Origin of the sequence: Actinoplanes sp. OR16 (assembly GCF_004001265.1) — a bacterium.
Classification (GTDB): Bacteria; Actinomycetota; Actinomycetes; order Mycobacteriales; family Micromonosporaceae; genus Actinoplanes.
The window spans coordinates 664,436-680,717 of record NZ_AP019371.1 but is presented as its reverse complement, the minus strand read 5'-3'; the positions used below and the strand labels follow the sequence as shown (position 1 = coordinate 680,717).

Genomic DNA, 16,282 nt, shown 5'->3' with positions numbered 1-16,282 from the left:
GCCATGACGGATTCGTGGTGGAAGAAGGCGGTCGTCTACCAGATCTATCCGCGGAGCTTCGCGGATTCCGACGGCGACGGCATGGGCGACCTGCGCGGCATCATCAACCACCTCGACTACCTGGCCGAACTCGGCGTCGACGTGCTCTGGCTGTCGCCGATCTACCCGTCGCCGCAGGACGACAACGGCTACGACATCAGCGACTACCAGAACATCGAGCCGCTCTTCGGCGACCTCGCCACCTTCGACGAGCTGCTGGCCGGGGCGCATGCCCGGGGCATCAAGCTGATCATGGACCTGGTGGTGAACCACAGCTCGGACGAGCACCGCTGGTTCCTGGAGAGCCGGTCGTCGAAGGACAACCCGAAGCGGGACTGGTACTGGTGGCAGCCGGCCCGCCCGGGGATGGAACCGGGCACGCCGGGCGCCGAGCCGACCAACTGGGGTTCGGTCTTCGGCGGGCCGGCGTGGGAGTTCGACGAGAAGACCGGCGAGTACTACCTGCACCTGTTCTCGAAGAAGCAGCCCGACCTCAACTGGGAGAACCCCGAGGTCCGCCAGGCCGTCTACGCCATGATGCGCTGGTGGCTGGACCGGGGCGTGGACGGCTTCCGGATGGACGTCATCAACATGATCTCCAAGGTCGTGCCTCTTCCGGACGGCCGGTTGAGCGCCGGGGCGGCGTACGCGGACGGCTCGGCCGGGTTCATCGGCGGCCCGCGACTGCACGAGTTCCTCCAGGAGATGCACCGGGAGGTGTTCGCCGGGCGGGAGGGCCTGCTCACCGTCGGCGAGACACCCGGCGTCACCGTCGAGGAGGCCCGGCTGCACACCGACCCGGACCGGCACGAGGTCGACATGGTCTTCCAGTTCGACCACGTCTGGGTCGACCGGGGACCTGACCCGTGGCTGCTCGTGCCGCTGCAGCTCACCCAGCTCAAGGCGATCTTCGGCCGCTGGCAGACCGGGCTCGCCGACCTCGGGTGGAACAGCCTCTACTGGAACAACCACGACCAGCCGCGCGCGGTCTCCCGGTACGGCGACGACAGCCCGGCGAACCGGGTCGCCTCGGCCAAGATGCTCGGCACCGTGCTGCACCTGCATCGCGGGACGCCCTACATCTACCAGGGCGAGGAACTCGGCATGACGAACTACCCGTTCGCCGGGATCGAGGACTTCCGGGACATCGAGGCGCTCGGCCAGTACCGGCAGGCGCTCGACATGGAGGGCCGGACGCCCGAGGAGGTGCTGACGGTTCTGCGGGCGCGGGGGCGGGACAACGCCCGGACGCCGATGCAGTGGGACGCGTCGGAGAACGCCGGCTTCACCACCGGCACGCCGTGGCTCAAGGTGAACCCGAACCACCGCGAGATCAACGCGGCGGCGCAGCAGGCCGACCCGGAGTCGGTCTTCCACTGGTACCGCAAGCTCGTGGCGCTGCGGCACGCCGAGCCGGCCGTCGCCGACGGCGACTTCACCATGCTGCTGCCGCACGACGAGCGGCTCTACGCCTTCACCCGCCGCCTCGGTGGCACCGAGCTCCTGGTGATCGGCAACTTCTCCGGCGAGCCGGTCCGCGCCGAGCTCGACCTGAGCGGCGAGCTGATCCTGAACAACCTGCCGGGGGCGCCGGCGGACTCGACGATCGCCCCCTGGCAGGCCGTGGTCTACAAACGGAGCGTCTAGCCGGCGGTGATGGTGTCCCAGGAGTAGCCGAGCAGGGCGAACGCGGCGCCGAGCAGGGCCAGGCTGATGCCGCGCGTGGAGATCGGCAGGGCCGCCAGGACGAGCAGGATGACGGCGATCAGGTAGAAGAGTCCGGGGATCGACATGTTTGCTCCTCGATGTGGGGGAATGAGGCGGCGATCGCTTACCCCCACATCGGAGAGCGTTAAACAAGAGGTTCATGGGTACCTCCCGGGCTATGACCAGTCACGTGATGCGCTCGGGACGGCACGTCTCGCCCTGGCTCGCCCTGGCCGGCTTCGGTGCGGCCGCCGCGGCGGCCGCCCTGATCGGCGGGCTGGGCGTCGCCGGCACCGCCAGCGAGTACCAGAGCCTCGAACAGCCGCCGTGGGCGCCGCCGTCCTGGCTGTTCGGCCCCGTCTGGACGGTCCTGTACGCGATGATCGCGGTGAGCGGCTGGCTGGTCTGGCGCCGGACCGGCTGGTCATCGGCGCTCAACTGGTACGCCGCCCAGCTCGTGCTGAACGCGATCTGGACGCCGATCTTCTTCGGCGCCGGGCAGTACGGCCTCGCGCTGATCGACATCGTGGTGCTCTGGGTGCTGATCGGCGTGACGATCGTGAAGTTCCGGCCGATCTCGAAGGTCGCCGCCGGGCTGCTGGTTCCGTACCTGCTGTGGGTCACCTACGCCACCGCGCTGAACGCCGCGATCTGGTCGGCGAACTGATCCGCTCACGAGGGATAAATCTGAACTTTTTTCACCAAACTCCCCACGCGTCACTCGGGGCACCGGCAAGGTGGCACATGGTCGCCGGTAAGCCCCGAATTGACCCCTTCCGCCGGTGGCCGGGGGAGTTTCCATGCGCCGCCTGCTCGCCGCCCTCGTCGCCGTCACCCCGGCGGTCGCGGTCGCCGTCGCGATAGCGGATCCGTTCTCGGCACGGACGGCCGGACCGGTCCTGCAGACCTTCGACCTCGCCCGGCCCGGTGGCCTGCACCTGGTCGCCGCGGGGTACGCCGAGCTGCCGCGCCGCAGCACCGAACCGTTCAGCATGGTCGGCGTGACCTGGTCGGACCCGGAGGCGGTCAGCGACGGCCGGATCGAGGTGCGGACCCGGGCCGCCCGGACCGGCCGGTGGACGCCGTGGCAGCTGCTGGAGACCGACAACCCGGATGCCTCCGGCGGCGCCGAGGGATCGCGGGGCGCCAGTGATCCGCTCTGGGTGGGACCGTCCGACGGGGTGCAGGCGCGGATGGAAGGGAAGTCGCTGCCGGACGGCCTGCGGGTCGACCTGATCAACCCGGACGGGGAGATCACCGGCCCGGCGTTGAAACCGGCGATGAAACCGGCGATGAAACCGGCGATGGCACCGGCGGCTGTTCAGCGGCGCAGCGCGAAGCTCCCGGCCCGGCCCATCCCGAAGATCGTGACCCGGGCCGGCTGGGGCGCCAACGAGAAGATCGTCAAGGAGGCGCCCTCCTACACCGGGCCGATCGAGGTGGTCTTCGTGCACCACACGGCGACCGGCAACGACTACACCTGCGGGCAGTCGGCGAGCATCGTGCGGGGCATCGAGGCGTACCAGGTGAAGAGCAAGGGCTGGAACGACATCGGCTACAACTTCCTGGTCGACAAGTGCGGCAACGTCTTCGAGGGGCGCAAGGGCGGCGTGCACCGCTCGGTTCTCGGCGCGCACACCCTCGGCTTCAACAACAACGCCAGCGCCATCGCGGTGATCGGCGACTTCCGCTCGGTCCGGATCCCGGTGGCCGCGCGGGCGTCGGTGGCGCAGGTGGCCGCCTACAAGCTGGGCGCGTGGGGGAGTCCGCCGGCGGGGCGGGTCGCGTACGTCTCCGGCGGCAGCAACAAGTATCCGGCCGGGCGTACCGCGACCCTCAGCCGGATCTCCGGGCACCGCGACGCCGGGTCCACCGAGTGCCCGGGAAACGCGCTCTACCTGCAGCTCCCGGCGATCCGGGCGATCGCCGGAGGGGCGCCGATCGGGTTGCGGTACCAGCAGTTGAGCGGGGCCGCCGCGTACGCCGGGAAGTTCTACACCCGCGGCCTCGTGCAACCGCTGTGGACGCTCTCCACGCCCACCCGGATGATGGACCGCTTCGAGGTGTGGCTGGACGGCCGGCTCTTCACCGCGGTGCCGTCCGGCAACCGCCTGGCCCGGCTGCGACTGCCCGCCGGCGAGCACATGGTCGCCGTGAAGGCCGTGCACCTGTCCGGGCGGACCTCGGTGACCAGCGCGCGGATCCTCGCCGACCCGGAGCCGCCGCAGTTCGACACGGTGCCGCAGGTGGCGCTCCGCACCGGTTCGATGGAGTCGGCTGTCCCGGTGCGGGTGAGCTGGGCGGCCGCCGACGGCAACGGCCTGCGTTCGGTGCGGGTCACCGGAACCGGGCGGGCCGTGCTCGGCGCCGCGGCACGGACCTTCGACACGACCACGACACTGGGTGAGGCCGGCGCCTGGACGGTGACGGCCGCTGATCGGGCGGGCAACGTGCGGAACGCCACGGTCGCCCGTACGACCGCAGTGGTCCCGGAAGCCGGCGCCCAGCGGACCGGAACCTGGCGCACCCTGCGCAACCCCGGCTTCATCGGCAGCGAAGCTGCCTCCGCATCCATCCGTGGAGCGTCGCTGACCTGGACCGTCACCGGCCGGTCAGCAGCGCTCGTGGCAGCCCGCACCGCCACCTCCGGCCAGGTGCGGATCTTCCTGGACGGGCGTGACCAAGGCGTGGTGGATCTCGCGGGGGCGGCGACGAAGTACCGGCAGGCGGTGTGGACGCGGATGTGGCCGGACAGTGCGCCGCACACGATCCGTGTTCAGGTGGAGAGCGGATCGGCAGTGCTGGACGGCGTCACCTACCTGAAGTGAAAGGGCTGGCGACCGGCTGGAACGAACGGCCGGTGGGCAGGACGCGGCGCAGGCCCTGGTACCACTGAAAGGCCATCTTCTGGTAGCCGTCCTGGTCCGGGTGCACACCGTCCACCGTGTCCGACGCCGGGATGACCGACATGTCGACGAGCGTGACGTTGCGTGGGTGCCGGGCCGCGACCTTGGCCAGCTTCGCGTTGAAAGCGCGGAACTCACGGGCGTTCTTGTGCTTCACGACCAGCAGCTTCGCCAGGACGATCTTGACGTCCGGGTCGGCCGCGACGATGCGGTCGATCAGCTTGCCGAGACGCTGGGTGGAGCCGTTCGCCTGGTTGCGGATCAGGTCGTTGGTGCCGATGTCGAGGAGCACGACCTGCGGCTTGTACGTCGACATCCAGTAGTCGACGTGCCGGGTCAGCCAGGCGATCCGCCAGCCGGGGTGTCCCTCGTGGCCGGTGTCGGTGCCGGTGCCGTCGCTCTGCGAGCCCACGAAGTCGGCGTCGACGCCGGACAGGGTCAGCCAGCTGAAGAGCCAGTTGCGGTAGCCGTTCTCGGTCTTGTCGCCCTTGCCGAAGGTGAGGCTGTCACCGAGCGGCATGATCCGGATCGCCTGCTGCTCGGCCGGGGCCGCCGCTGCCGCCGGTGCCGCCGACAGGGTCAGGCCACCGGTCATCAGGACGGCGGCGAGCAGCGGGGCGGCGAGACGGTTCAGCAGGCGCATGCCCGGCGATTCGTCACGTGTCGCCGGGCACTGAGCGCCTGATCCGGAGCCGCAACCGGCCGCTACCGTGCTGCCACCTCGCGCAGCTCGATCGCCTCCGCCTTGGCGAACTGCTTCGCCAGCAGCGTCCGCATCGGCCGTCGCATCATCATCCGGGTGACGAGCGCGCGGGCCCGGATACCGAGGCGGGTGTTCGGCGCCGACATGCGCATCCCGCCGGGCGGCAGCCGCATGCCGTCCGCCACGTAGGCGGCCATCTGCTCCTGATAGGAGGCGAACGCGGACTCCGGATCGGGCCGCTCGATCAACTCGGCGGCCAGGATGTAGGCGCCGACCAGGCTCATGCTGGTGCCGAGTCCGGCCAGCGGGGATCCGCAGTAGCCGGCGTCGCCGAGCAGGGCGACCCGGCCGCGATGCCAGCGGTCGACGCGGACCTGGTCGAGCGAGTCGAAGTAGAAGTCCCCGGCGTCGTGCATCGCGGCCAGGAATCCGGGCACCCGCCAGCCCACGTCCCGGAACCGCTCGGCGAGCAGGTCGCGTCCGTCCCGCCGGGGGAGCCGCTGCTTGCTGCGGAACGACAGCATCGCCTTCGCGGTGCCGCCGTGCTCGGGGCGGATGCCGGCGACCCGGCCGCCAGGGGCGTTGTACATGAGGAACCGGTGATCCAGGTCGCCCGGGTCGGGGACGGTGAAGTAGCCGGTGTAGCCGCCCAGGCGATGGACGTATCGGCTCTCTTCGCCGAAGGCCAGGGCGCGCACGCCCGAGTGGACGCCGTCGGCGCCGATGACGACGTCGTAGACCGATTCATCGCCGCTCTTGAACGTCACCTTCCCGTCCGGCGTCAACGCGGTGATCCGGTCGCCGAAGCGGTAGTCCACCGGCGTCGCCTCCAGCAGGATCCGGGCCAGGTCGCCTCGCGCGATCTCCAGTTCGGCGACGATCCCCTCGCCGCCGAACGCGTCGGCCGGCATCTCCGCGAGGCACCGGCCGTGCCGGTCGACCAGGGCCCAGCCGCGTTCGTCGACGAGATGCTCCCGGACGGCCGGCATCAGGCCCATCCGTTCGACGACGGTACGGGCGACCCCCCGTACGTCCACCGCATGCCCACCGGGCCGCGGCGCTTCCGCCTGCTCGACCACCGTCACGTCCGCGCCCGCCCGGTGCAGCCAGAACGCGCACGCCGGTCCCGCGATGCCCGCTCCGGAAATCAATACCCGCATATCTCCCCCTCGTGTGCGTACTGTGTACACCGGTGTACTAGAGCCCGGGCAGGGCTTCAAACCGCACTAGTACGGGAGGCCGGGTGTACCAGGAGATCGCCGCCGAGATCCGCCGTCGCATCGAAGCCGGTGAGCTGCGTCCCGGCGACCGGGTGCCGTCCGCGCGGGCGATCACCCGGGAATGGGGTGTCGCCATCGCGACCGCCACGAAAGCCCAGGCGGCGCTCCGCGAGGAGGGCCTGACCACCGCCCGGCCCGGAGTCGGCACCGTCGTGGCCGGACCGGCGCCGGCCCGCGACACCGAGCTGAGCCGTGATCGGATCGTCGCCGCCGCGATCACCCTGGCCGACCGGGACGGGATGACCGAACTGTCCATGCGCCGCATCGCCGCGGACCTCGGCGTGGCCACCATGTCGCTGTACCGGCACGTGCCCGGCCGCGACGACCTGCTGCTCGGCATGATCGACACCGCGCTCGGCGGGATGCGGGTGCCCGCCCGGTATCGCGGTGACTGGCGTGCCGATCTGGAGGCCGGCGCCCAGGCCCTCTGGGAGATCTTCCAGCGGCATCCGTGGCTGGCCGGCTCGATGTCGCTGACCAGGCCTCAGCCGGCATCGAACGCGCTCCGCCTCGGCGAATGGCTGATGGGCTCGCTCAATGGGACGGGACTCGCCGTGCACGAGCGTCTCCTCGTACAGGTGCTGGTCTTCAGTTTCGTCCGCGGGCTGGCGAGCGCTCTCGAACCGGAGGCGCAGGCGTTCCGGGACAGCGGCCTGACCGGCGACGAGTGGATGGCGACCCAGGGAGAGGCGTTCGCCCGGTTCGCAGAACAGAACCGGGCGCCGCACTACCAGCAACTGTTCCGGGCCGACTCGGACTTCGAGCTCGACCTGGAGACGCTGTTCCGATTCGGACTGGAACGTTTTCTCGACGGGCTAGCCGTGATGATCGATCGTTAGCACGACCTTGCCGCGGCCGTGCCGGGACTCGACGGCCGCGTGCGCCTCGCTCACCCGCTCCCACGGATAGGCGCGGATCGGCATGCGCAGGCCCGGGATCGCGATGACCTCGGCGAGCCGCTGCGGCGATCGACCGGCGCGCACCACTACCGCCCCGACCTCCGCCGCCGCCTTGTCGTCCACGATCGTGCCGACCCGTCCCGGCGCGATCCCGAGCTCCACCGACTGGGCGATCGCTTCTCCGCCTGCGGCGTCGAGAGCGACCGTCGGTTTCAGGCCGGTGGCACGGACGGCTTCGACCAGACCTTCCCCGTACGCCACGGGCACCGCGCCGAGATCGCGCAGATGGTCGTGGTTGCCCTCGCTCGCCGTGCCGATCACGGTGGCGCCGAGGCGGCGGGCCAGTTGCGTGGCGATCGTGCCGACGCTGCCGGCTGCGGCGTGCACCAGGAGGACGTCGTCGGGGCTCAGCTGGAGTTCTTGGAGGGCGCCTCTCGCCGTCTGAGCGGCGGCCACCAGTCCGGCTGCGGTCGCGAAGTCCAGGTGGTCCGGTTTTTTAATGACATTCTCTGTTTTGGCGGTCAGCTTTTCGGCTACGGCGTTGAGCATCGTCGAGCCGAGCACCGGTGTTCCCGGCGGCAGATCACCTTTCATGACCACTCCGGCGTACTCCTGGCCGATCTGCTGCGGGAACTGCGCCCGCACCCACGGCATCCGGCCGGTCCGCACCGCCACGTCGAAGGGTTGCACCCCGGCGGCGTAGACCTGGATCAGGACCTCGCCGGGCTGTGGCTCGGGATCCGGCAGGTCGGCGAAGCGCAGAACGTCGGGCGGACCGTACCGGTCGAAGACGACAGCTCTCATGTGACCACCCTGCAAGCTGAACTCCAGTAGAGGTCAAGCGTTCTGCACGCGACCTCGCCGATGGTGGCCGTATGACCGCTATCGGAGAACGACTCTTCGGCGCCCTCCTCGGCGCCGCCGAACTCTGCACCGTCGAGATCGGACGGCAGCTCGGCCTCTACGCCGCGCTGCGGGACGGGCCACTGACCGCCGCCGAGCTCGCCAAGGCCGCGAACATCGACGAACGATATGCCCGGGAGTGGCTGGAACAGCAGGCCGCCGCCGGTTTCGCCCTCGCCTCGGGTGCCGCCGGTTTCGCCCTCGCCCCGGGTGCCGCCGAGGTGCTGCTCGACGAGGGCGGGCCGGAGTACGCGGGCGCAGCCGGGCAGTTCGCCGTCGGCGTCGCCCTGCTCACCCCACGGGTCATCGAGGCGTTCCGCACCGGGGAGGGCATCCCGTACTCCGCCTACGCCGACGTGCGCCACGGCATCGCCGGCTTCAACCGGCCGATGTTCGACCACCTTCTGACCGGTACGTGGTTGCCGGCCGTTCCCGAGATCGAAACCCGTCTGCGGGCCGGCGCCTCGGTACTGGACCTGGGCTGCGGCATGGGCTATTCCTCGGTGGCGCTGGCCCTGGCCTATCCGGGGATCACCGTACGCGGCGCCGACCTCGACGAGCACTCCGTCGCCGTCGCGCGCGAGGTGGCGGCGGCCGCCGGAGTCGCCGACCGGGTCAGCTTCACCCTCGCCGACGCCGCGGCGGTCACCGGCGACTACGACCTGATCACCATCTTCGAGGCGCTGCACGACATGGGCGATCCCGTAGGTGTGCTCCGCAACGCCCGGGCCCTGCTCACCCCCGGCGGCAGCGTCTTCATCGCCGACGAACGGGTGGCCGACGAGTTCACCGCCCCCGCCGGCGAGGTGGAACGCCTGCAGTACGCCTTCAGCGTCCTCCACTGCCTCCCCGCCACCCGAGCCGAGAACCCGGTGATCGCCAACGGCACGGTTCTCCGAGCCCCGACGCTTCTGCGCTGGGCGCGGGAGGCCGGCTTCGCGGCGCCGGAGGTGCTCGGCATCGACAACGACTTCTGGCGCTTCTATCGACTGCGATAGTCGGGGCGGCCTACGGTCGGGAGCGTGTTGGTCCGGGTGCTGGGCCCCTTCGAAGTGGAGGGCGCCGACGGGCCGGTCGCAGTGGCCGGCGCGTCGCAACGTGCGATCCTGGCGCTGCTCGCTCTGCGGGCCGGCCGTCCCGTCGCGGTGCCCGAACTGACCGACGCCCTCTGGCCCGACGACCCACCCCAGTCGGCGCGGAACACGCTCCAGTCCCATGTGGCCCGGCTACGTGCACGGCTCGGCGTGCCAGGCCTGATCACCCACTCGCCGGCGGGTTATCTCCTGCACGTGCCCGCCTCCGCCGTCGACGCCCTGCATTTCGAATCCCTCCTTCGTCCGTCTGCCGGTCCGGGCATCGCGGAGGCGGTCTCGTTGTGGCGAGGGAACCCGCTACCGGAGTTCCCGTCCGAGCCGTTCCGGGGTATGGCCGCGAGACTCCTCACCCTCTACCGCGACGCGCTGGTCCGGCACGCCCGCACCCTCGACCCGCGCGCGGCAGCCGATCTGGTCCGCGAACACGCCACCGCCGACCCCTGCTGGGAAGAAGGAACCCTCACCCTCGCCACCGCCCTGGCATCATCGGGCGCACGCGCCGAAGCCCTCGAAGCCCTCCGCCACCACGCAGCCTCCCTCGTCGACCGATTGGGCCTCGACCCGTCCCCGAGAGTCGGCGACTTGCAGCGGTCTTTACTTCGCGGCCCAGTCCTGCCTGCGACCGCCCTGCCTGCGAGCGGCTCGCCCGTAACCGACAAATGCGAAATGTCCGGCCTGGGGGATCGTGTCGGCAGTGCGGGCGGCTCGCCTGCAACCGGCTCGCCTACAACCGGCTCGCCTACAACCGGCTCGCCTACAACCGGCTCGCCTAAAGCCGACAAATGCGAAATGTCCGGCGCGGGCGAGGATGTCGGCAGTGCAGGCGCGGGGAACGCGGGCAGTCGGCAGTGCAAATCCGAAATGTCCGGCCTGAGTTGTGGCGTGGGCAATGCGGAGCCGGGCGGCGTGGGCGGTGGCGGCGTGGGCAATGCGGAGGTGGGCGGCGGCGGTAGTGACGCGGGCGGTCTGGGTGCGGGCAGTGTGGGTGCGGGCAGTGTGGGTGCGGGCAGTGCGGGTGCGGGCAGCGCGGACGTGGGCAGTGCGGACGTGGGCAGTGCAGGGAGCTCGCGGAACAAATCCGAAATGTCGGACTTCGCCTTGGGGTCGGCTTCGGGAGTGGCTGTGGGCCCGGCCTCAGGAATGGCCTTGGGCTCGGCTTCGGGGGCGGTCTTGGGCTCGGCTTTGGGTTCGGCTTTGGGTTCGGCTTCGGGATTGGCTTCGGGGGGAGGCGAGGGCGCTGGGGATTCTCGGTTGCTGAGGGGTGTGGTGGGGCTTGCAGGGCCTCGGTGGAGTGGGGGCGGAGGGCCTGCTGACTCCGGTGGATGGGGGCCACGGCCTTCGGGGGAAGGACGCAAGAGCTGGGGTGCCGGCGTACCGCTGCGGTTTTCGTCCTTTCTTGGGCGTGAGGGTGAGCGGCGGCAGCTGGAAGGACTTCTCGCTGAGCCTGGCCTGACCACCGTCGTGGGGGCTGGTGGGGTGGGTAAGACGCGGCTGGTGGCGGAGACCGTGCGGGCTGTGGACGGCGTGGTGTGGATCGACGCGGCTGATGTGCGGGAAGCGGATCTGCTGGAAGCGGTGGCGGTGGGGGTCGGGGCTCGGATCGGGCCTCAGGGGGATCGGCTGGGCGTGATCGCCGAGGCGGGGAGCCGGCATCCGATCGTCGTGCTGGACAACTGTGAGCACCTGATCGACGAGGCGGTGCGGGTGGTGGAGGCGCTGCGCGGTACGCGGGTCGTCGTCACCAGTCAGGAGAGTCTGCGGGCCGACGGGGAGCAGGTTCTGCGGCTGGGGCCGCTGGACAGGGCGGCGGCGGAGAGGCTGTTCTGCGAGCGGGCCCGGGTGCGGCCGTCCGGCGCGGTCGGGGAGATCGTGGAGCGGCTCGACCTGTTGCCGCTCGCCATCGAGCTCGCCGCGGTGCAGGCCGGGGCTCTCGGCGTGGACGAACTCGTCGCGCGGCTCGACGACCGGCTCGATCTGCTCGATCGGGGGCGGCGGGGTGCTGATCCGCGGCATCGGACGCTGCGGGCCGTGGTGGAGTGGTCGTTCGGGCTGCTCGATCCGGCTTCCGGGCGGCTGCTGCGGCGGCTCGCGGTGTTCGCCGGCGGGTTCACGGTGGCGGCGGCGGAAGCGGTCGCCGCCGACGAATGGCTGCCGCGGTCGCGTGTCGCCGGGCTGCTGGCCGGGCTGGTGGACCGGTCCCTGGTGGCGCGGCACGGCGCGGGGAGGTTCCGGCTGCTGGAGACCGTGCGGGCCTACGCGCTGGAACAGCCCGCGGGCGGACGGCATGCGGCGTCGGAGGTGGCCGAGGCGGAGCGGCGGCACGCGGCGGCGATGGCGGTCGCGGCCGAGGAACTCGCCGCGCGGATGCGAGGGGCCGATCAGGCCGCGGCCGTACGGGAGATCGACGCCCTCCTGCCCGACCTGCGCCTGGCCTGGTCCCGTGGTGACGCGCAGGTCAAAGTGCGGCTGGCCGCCGCGATGTACCGCTACGGCTACCGATGTCAGCAGTACGAGGTCCTCGCCTGGGGACACGCCGCGACCGACATCGCGGAAATGCCCGGAAGGGCCGACGCTCTCGCCGCCGCAGCCACCCACGCCTGGGGCCGCGGTGAACTCGACGAAGCCAGGAGACTCGCCGGTATGGCCGAACCCAAGGGTGCGCCCGCCCACGAAGTCCTCGGCGACGTGGCCCTGGTCGAATGCGACGCCGAGACCGCGCTGGAACACTATCAGGCGATGACCGGTCATCCCGTGGCCCGCGTCTCCGGCCTGGTCGGCGAGGCCCTGGTCCTGGCCTGGTCCGGGCGGGCCGAGGAGGGCGTGGCGACAGCGACGGCAGCCGTCGAGCTGGCCGACGGCATCGGCAACCCGGGGGCGATGGCCGAGGCCCGGTACGGCCTGGGCGAAGCTCTCGGCGACATCGACCCGCCGAAGGCCCTGGAACTGCTGGCCGAGGCGGAGGCCCTGGCCTCATCGGTCGACGACCGGCTCTTCCAGGCGGCGTCCGGCACGGCAGCCGTCGCCGTCCGCAGCCGGCACGGGGATCCGGCCGTCGCGCTGGCGGCGTTCCGGGACGTGCTGCGGCTCTGGCGCCGGGCCGGTAACGACACCCTGCACACCGCGGCGCTGCGCAACCTGATGGTGCTGCTGGTGCGGGTGGGGCAGGACGAGACGGCGGTGCTGCTGGACGCGGCGCTGCCGGAGGCGAAGGTCTACCCGGCCGAGGCGGCCCGGCTCGATCGGGCCCGGGCGGCAGCGCGGGAACGGCTCGGGGAGCAGCGGTTCGAGGAGATCGTCAGGCGCGGCGCCGTGATGGGAACGGCCAGGGCGACCGAGGAGGCGGCGCGCACGATCGAGGAAGCGAACGAAGCGGAGAGACGTGGTTGACAGACCGCCGGGCTCCGGCTCGATACGGTTGGTCGCGTGTCTCAGATCCCGTGGTGGGGACTCCCCCTGGTGGCCGTCGTGTTCGCCCTCGCCGGGGCCGCGGCCGCGCACCTCGCCGCCTCCCGTAACAGCGAAATCCTGAGCCGGCGACGCCGGACCCGGCAGTGGTACGACGAGCGCAAAGCGGCATACGTGCAGCTGCTTGCCGCGTTCGAACGGGCCACCTATCGGCTGCGCGCGGCCTACGACTCCGGTGAGAAGCCGCCGAGCGCGCTCAGCTACACGGACCAGATCGGCCCCGCGCTCATGCCGGTCCGCCTGCTGGCGTCCGGCCCGGTGCGCTCGGCCGCTCTCGCCGTCCATCTGCAGCTGGAACGCCTGCACGGCGAGATGAACCCGGCCGGGGTGGTCGGCGTCGAGCCGCGGACCCACTTCCGGGAGCTGCTCGCGCAGGTGCCGCTCGTGATGCAGCAGTTCGAGGCGGCGGTCCGCGAAGAGCTGGAGATCAAGGACGTGCCGCCGGCGGCCGAGTCGCCGGCACTGAACGGGTTCCGCCGCCGAGCGGCCCTTAGGGCAGGATCGAGGGGTGACCGATGAACGCGCATCCCTCGATCCCGTCTCCGCCGCCATCGCCGATGCCGGCCTCGTCGCCATCCTGAGGGCGCCGACCGCCGCCAGTTTCGCCGCGATCGCCGACGTGCTGGTCGCGGCCGGCGTCACCGCGCTCGAGATCACGCTCACCTCGCGGGGCGCTCTCGACGCGATCGCCGGTCTGTGCCGCCAGCTGCCGGATTCGGTGCGGGTCGGCGCCGGCACCGTGCTGACCGACGACGACGCGAAGGCCGCCGTCGACGCCGGCGCCACCTTCCTGGTCTCGCCCGCCTCGGTGCCGATCACCACGGACGTCCCGTTCTATCCGGGCACGTTCAGCCCGACCGAGGTCCTCGCCGCGCACCGGGCCGGTGCGCCGCTGATCAAGCTGTTCCCGGCCGGCGGCCTCGGCCCCGGATACCTGCGTGACCTGCGCGGGCCGCTGCCTGACGCGCGCATCCTGCCGACCGGTGGCATCGGCCTCGACGACATCGCGAAGTGGCTGGAGGCCGGCGCGGTGGCCGTCGGCGTGGGCGGGCCGCTGATCGGCGACGCGGCTTCCGGTGGCAGCCTCACGGCACTCGCCGCGCGGGCCCGGCACGCCGTCGACGCGGTGAGGTACGCCCGCTCATGAGCTCGCTGCTGACCTTCGGCGAATCCATGGGGATCTTCGTCGCGGACGGGATCGGCACGCTCGACCACGCCCGCGGCTTCACCCTCGGCGTGGCCGGCGCGGAGAGCAACGTGGCGATCGGTGTGGCGCGTCTCGGCGGCGACGCCACCTGGCTGGGCCGCCTCGGCAGGGACGCGACGGGGTCGCTCATCGCGACGCGCCTGCGCTCCTTCGGCGTACGGGTGACAGCGCTGCCGGATGACTCGTTCACCGGCTTGATGGTCCGTTTCCAGCGGTCGGCGCAGTTCATCCACGCCGACTACCACCGGGCGGGCAGCGCCGGTTCCCGCCTCACCCCGGCCGACGTGCCCGAGCCGGAGATCCGGGCGGCGGGCATCCTGCACGTCACCGGCATCACCCCGGCCCTGAGCGACAGCTGCCGGGCGACGGTGTTCGCGGCTGTCGAGACGGCCCGGTCGGCGGGTGTTCCGGTGTCGGTGGACGTCAACTACCGCAGCAAGCTGTGGTCCCGCTTCGACGCCGCCCCGGTCCTCCGTGACCTGGTGAGCCGGGCCGACGTGGTGTTCGCCGGGCCCGACGAGGCGGCCATCTTCGTGGACGGCGCCGATCCGGTCGGCGGCTTGGCCGCGCTGGGCCCGACCGAGGTGATCGTGAAGGACGGCGCGCGGGGCTGTGTGGCACTGCTCGACGGCGTCCGCAGCTCGGTGCCGGCCATCGAGGTCACGGCGATCGACCCGGTCGGCGCGGGTGACGCGTTCGTGGCCGGCTACCTGGCGGACCGGCTGGCCGGGGCGCCGCCACTGGACCGCCTGCGGACCGCCATCGAGGCGGGCGCGTTCGCGGTGACCGTTCCCGGTGACTGCGAGGGCCTGCCGACCCGGGCCGACCTGAAGTCGCTCGCCGGGGACGACATCAACCGATAGGGGTGTTTGGCGGCGGTCGGCCCGGGTACCGATATGGGCAGCGGCAAATTCATCTATGTGAGGAGGCCGTGATGCAACCGACGCCGTTCACCCCGTGGATCTGGCGCGAACCGGACGTGACGGGCAGCACCGCTGACCCGGCCGGTGCGGAGAGCGCCGAAGAATTCGGGTCGGCCGGCGTGGACCTGGTCGGGTTCAAGGTCGAGGCGACCGACGGTCACATCGGCTCCATCGACCAGGCCAGCTATGACGTCGGCAGCGCCTACCTCGTGGTCGACACCGGACCGTGGATCTTCGGGCGGAAGGTGCTTCTTCCGGCCGGCACGGTGCAGACCGTCGACCGCGACGAGCGGAAGGTGTACGTGGACCGTACGAAGGAGCAGATCAAGAGCTCTCCGGAGTACGACAAGGACACCTTCGAGACGCCGGAGTACCGGGAGCAGGTCGGTGACTACTACACCGGCAGCTACCGCGACTTCCCGCGCTGACCGCCACTGACCGCCGCCCCGCCCGTTACCCCCCGGGCGGGGCGGCGTACGTCTGCGCGTCGATGTAGTCGGCCAGCCGCGCCGAACCGGTCAGCATCCGGCGCGCCTGATCGTCGAGTCGCTGCTGCCACTCGGCCAGCTCCGGCGGTCTGCCCGCTGACCGGACCTGCCGCACTGCTGAGGCGATGCGCCCGAGCGGGTAGCCGCCCCGGCGCAGCAGATGAGCCAGCTCGGCATCCCGCACGTCGGCAGCCGAGTAGACCCTCGAACCCGCCCGGTCACGACCCGGCGTGACGATCCCGGCAGCCTCCCATTTCCGCAGCGTGGCAGGGGCGACGCCGAGCCGGTTCGCCAGCCCTCCGACGGTGGCGGGCTTCTTCTCCGGCGCGGACGCGAGCACGCCGACGGCCGCCAGCGTCGATCGGTCCCGGTGCAACTGGACGTGGGCCTCGTCGATCAGCACCAGCGCGGCCGGGACCCGTCCGGCGTGCACCTCCCGCATGACGGCGCCGGCCGTGCGGTAGCCGTACCCCCGAACAAGCGCGACATAAGCGGCGAGAGCGGCCACGTGTTGGTCGGTGTAGAGCCGGTATCCACTGGCTGATCGCGCGGCGGGCGGCAGGAAACCGTCCCGCTCGTAGTTGCGCACCGCCTGCGCGGAGAGCCCGTGCGCCGCGCCCAGATCAGCGGGCCTGAACGCCCGCGTTGGAGACTTCATCAGCGACTCC

The 16,282-nt window shown here is 71.4% G+C and carries 15 protein-coding genes and 1 pseudogene; 11 read left to right on the top strand and 5 right to left on the bottom strand.

All coding sequences use genetic code 11. The annotated features are described in order from the left end of the window. Positions 1–3 precede the first annotated feature (3 nt). The gene (locus EP757_RS03110; RefSeq protein ID WP_127542695.1) at positions 4–1,686 is read left to right on the top strand and encodes an alpha-glucosidase; all 1,683 of its coding nucleotides are present in this window, start codon (positions 4–6) and stop codon (positions 1,684–1,686) included. Here EP757_RS03110 and EP757_RS43200 read toward each other — a convergent pair. Continuing rightward, the gene (locus tag EP757_RS43200) at positions 1,683–1,832 is read right to left on the bottom strand and encodes a hypothetical protein (RefSeq protein WP_174262334.1); all 150 of its coding nucleotides are present in this window, start codon (positions 1,830–1,832) and stop codon (positions 1,683–1,685) included. The two genes, EP757_RS03110 and EP757_RS43200, sit on opposite strands and share 4 nt — an antisense overlap. Before the next feature lie 92 nt (positions 1,833–1,924). Between EP757_RS43200 and EP757_RS03105 the strand changes: the two genes are divergently transcribed. Beyond that, entirely contained in the window at positions 1,925–2,413 is a 489-nt protein-coding gene (locus EP757_RS03105) for a TspO/MBR family protein (RefSeq protein WP_127542694.1), read from the top strand. A gap of 133 nt (positions 2,414–2,546) precedes the next feature. Next, on the top strand, positions 2,547–4,574 hold the full coding sequence (locus tag EP757_RS03100) for a peptidoglycan recognition protein (protein WP_127542693.1): 2,028 nt from the start codon (positions 2,547–2,549) through the stop codon (positions 4,572–4,574). On the opposite strand, the gene EP757_RS03095 is transcribed toward EP757_RS03100, so the two are convergent. Both EP757_RS03095 and EP757_RS03090 read right to left on the bottom strand, forming a co-directional pair. Beyond that, complete coding sequence (locus EP757_RS03095; protein WP_127542692.1) at positions 4,558–5,295, bottom strand: SGNH/GDSL hydrolase family protein; 738 nt, start codon at positions 5,293–5,295, stop codon at positions 4,558–4,560. The two genes, EP757_RS03100 and EP757_RS03095, sit on opposite strands and share 17 nt — an antisense overlap. Before the next feature lie 62 nt (positions 5,296–5,357). Continuing rightward, positions 5,358–6,515 carry an FAD-dependent monooxygenase gene (locus tag EP757_RS03090; protein ID WP_127542691.1) on the bottom strand — a complete coding sequence of 386 codons (1,158 nt, stop codon included), beginning with the start codon at positions 6,513–6,515 and terminating at the stop codon, positions 5,358–5,360. An 83-nt stretch (positions 6,516–6,598) separates the two neighbouring features. On the opposite strand from EP757_RS03090, the gene EP757_RS03085 reads away from it, so the two are divergent. After that, complete coding sequence (locus EP757_RS03085) at positions 6,599–7,474, top strand: TetR/AcrR family transcriptional regulator C-terminal domain-containing protein (RefSeq protein ID WP_127542690.1); 876 nt, start codon at positions 6,599–6,601, stop codon at positions 7,472–7,474. Here EP757_RS03085 and EP757_RS03080 read toward each other — a convergent pair. Beyond that, positions 7,451–8,338: an NADP-dependent oxidoreductase gene (locus tag EP757_RS03080; protein ID WP_127542689.1), complete on the bottom strand. Its 888-nt coding sequence runs from the start codon at positions 8,336–8,338 to the stop codon at positions 7,451–7,453. The genes EP757_RS03085 and EP757_RS03080 overlap by 24 nt on opposite strands. A 71-nt stretch (positions 8,339–8,409) precedes the next feature. Here EP757_RS03080 and EP757_RS03075 point away from each other — a divergent pair, with 71 nt between their 5' ends. From EP757_RS03075 to EP757_RS03050, 7 genes and pseudogenes are all read left to right on the top strand, one after another. Continuing rightward, the gene (locus EP757_RS03075) at positions 8,410–9,435 is read left to right on the top strand and encodes a bifunctional 2-polyprenyl-6-hydroxyphenol methylase/3-demethylubiquinol 3-O-methyltransferase UbiG (protein WP_127542688.1); all 1,026 of its coding nucleotides are present in this window, start codon (positions 8,410–8,412) and stop codon (positions 9,433–9,435) included. A 24-nt stretch (positions 9,436–9,459) separates the two neighbouring features. Next, a pseudogene (locus EP757_RS44740) lies at positions 9,460–10,119 on the top strand (BTAD domain-containing putative transcriptional regulator); the annotation flags it as partial. Between the two features lie 888 nt (positions 10,120–11,007). Continuing rightward, the gene (locus EP757_RS43695; protein ID WP_232050346.1) at positions 11,008–12,918 is read left to right on the top strand and encodes a hypothetical protein; all 1,911 of its coding nucleotides are present in this window, start codon (positions 11,008–11,010) and stop codon (positions 12,916–12,918) included. 36 nt (positions 12,919–12,954) lie between these two features. Then, a complete protein-coding gene (locus EP757_RS03065) occupies positions 12,955–13,515 on the top strand; it encodes a hypothetical protein (protein ID WP_127542686.1) in 561 nt (186 codons plus the stop codon). Then, positions 13,505–14,143 (top strand): bifunctional 4-hydroxy-2-oxoglutarate aldolase/2-dehydro-3-deoxy-phosphogluconate aldolase, encoded by a 639-nt coding sequence (locus tag EP757_RS03060; RefSeq protein WP_127542685.1) that lies wholly within the window; start codon positions 13,505–13,507, stop codon positions 14,141–14,143. Before EP757_RS03065 ends, EP757_RS03060 begins: the two co-directional genes overlap by 11 nt. After that, positions 14,140–15,066, top strand: coding sequence for a sugar kinase (locus tag EP757_RS03055; RefSeq protein ID WP_127542684.1), 927 nt, complete (start codon positions 14,140–14,142; stop codon positions 15,064–15,066). Before EP757_RS03060 ends, EP757_RS03055 begins: the two co-directional genes overlap by 4 nt. Before the next feature lie 71 nt (positions 15,067–15,137). Then, on the top strand, positions 15,138–15,554 hold the full coding sequence (locus tag EP757_RS03050) for a PRC-barrel domain-containing protein (RefSeq protein WP_127542683.1): 417 nt from the start codon (positions 15,138–15,140) through the stop codon (positions 15,552–15,554). A 25-nt stretch (positions 15,555–15,579) separates the two neighbouring features. Here the strand turns inward: EP757_RS03050 and EP757_RS03045 are convergent, their stop codons facing one another. After that, positions 15,580–16,272 carry a MerR family transcriptional regulator gene (locus EP757_RS03045; RefSeq protein ID WP_127542682.1) on the bottom strand — a complete coding sequence of 231 codons (693 nt, stop codon included), beginning with the start codon at positions 16,270–16,272 and terminating at the stop codon, positions 15,580–15,582. Between the last annotated feature and the right edge of the window lie 10 nt (positions 16,273–16,282).

Bases quoted from the DNA above. Each gene is read 5' to 3' on its own strand.
- EP757_RS03110 (WP_127542695.1), top strand. From the start codon at position 4: ATGACGGATTCGTGGTGGAAGAAGGCGGTCGTCTACCAGATCTATCCG.
- EP757_RS43200 (WP_174262334.1), bottom strand. From the start codon at position 1,832: ATGTCGATCCCCGGACTCTTCTACCTGATCGCCGTCATCCTGCTCGTC.
- EP757_RS03105 (WP_127542694.1), top strand. From the start codon at position 1,925: ATGACCAGTCACGTGATGCGCTCGGGACGGCACGTCTCGCCCTGGCTC.
- EP757_RS03100 (WP_127542693.1), top strand. From the start codon at position 2,547: ATGCGCCGCCTGCTCGCCGCCCTCGTCGCCGTCACCCCGGCGGTCGCG.
- EP757_RS03095 (WP_127542692.1), bottom strand. From the start codon at position 5,295: ATGCGCCTGCTGAACCGTCTCGCCGCCCCGCTGCTCGCCGCCGTCCTG.
- EP757_RS03090 (WP_127542691.1), bottom strand. From the start codon at position 6,515: ATGCGGGTATTGATTTCCGGAGCGGGCATCGCGGGACCGGCGTGCGCG.
- EP757_RS03080 (WP_127542689.1), bottom strand. From the start codon at position 8,338: ATGAGAGCTGTCGTCTTCGACCGGTACGGTCCGCCCGACGTTCTGCGC.
- EP757_RS03075 (WP_127542688.1), top strand. From the start codon at position 8,410: ATGACCGCTATCGGAGAACGACTCTTCGGCGCCCTCCTCGGCGCCGCC.
- EP757_RS03055 (WP_127542684.1), top strand. From the start codon at position 14,140: ATGAGCTCGCTGCTGACCTTCGGCGAATCCATGGGGATCTTCGTCGCG.
- EP757_RS03050 (WP_127542683.1), top strand. From the start codon at position 15,138: ATGCAACCGACGCCGTTCACCCCGTGGATCTGGCGCGAACCGGACGTG.
- EP757_RS03045 (WP_127542682.1), bottom strand. From the start codon at position 16,272: ATGAAGTCTCCAACGCGGGCGTTCAGGCCCGCTGATCTGGGCGCGGCG.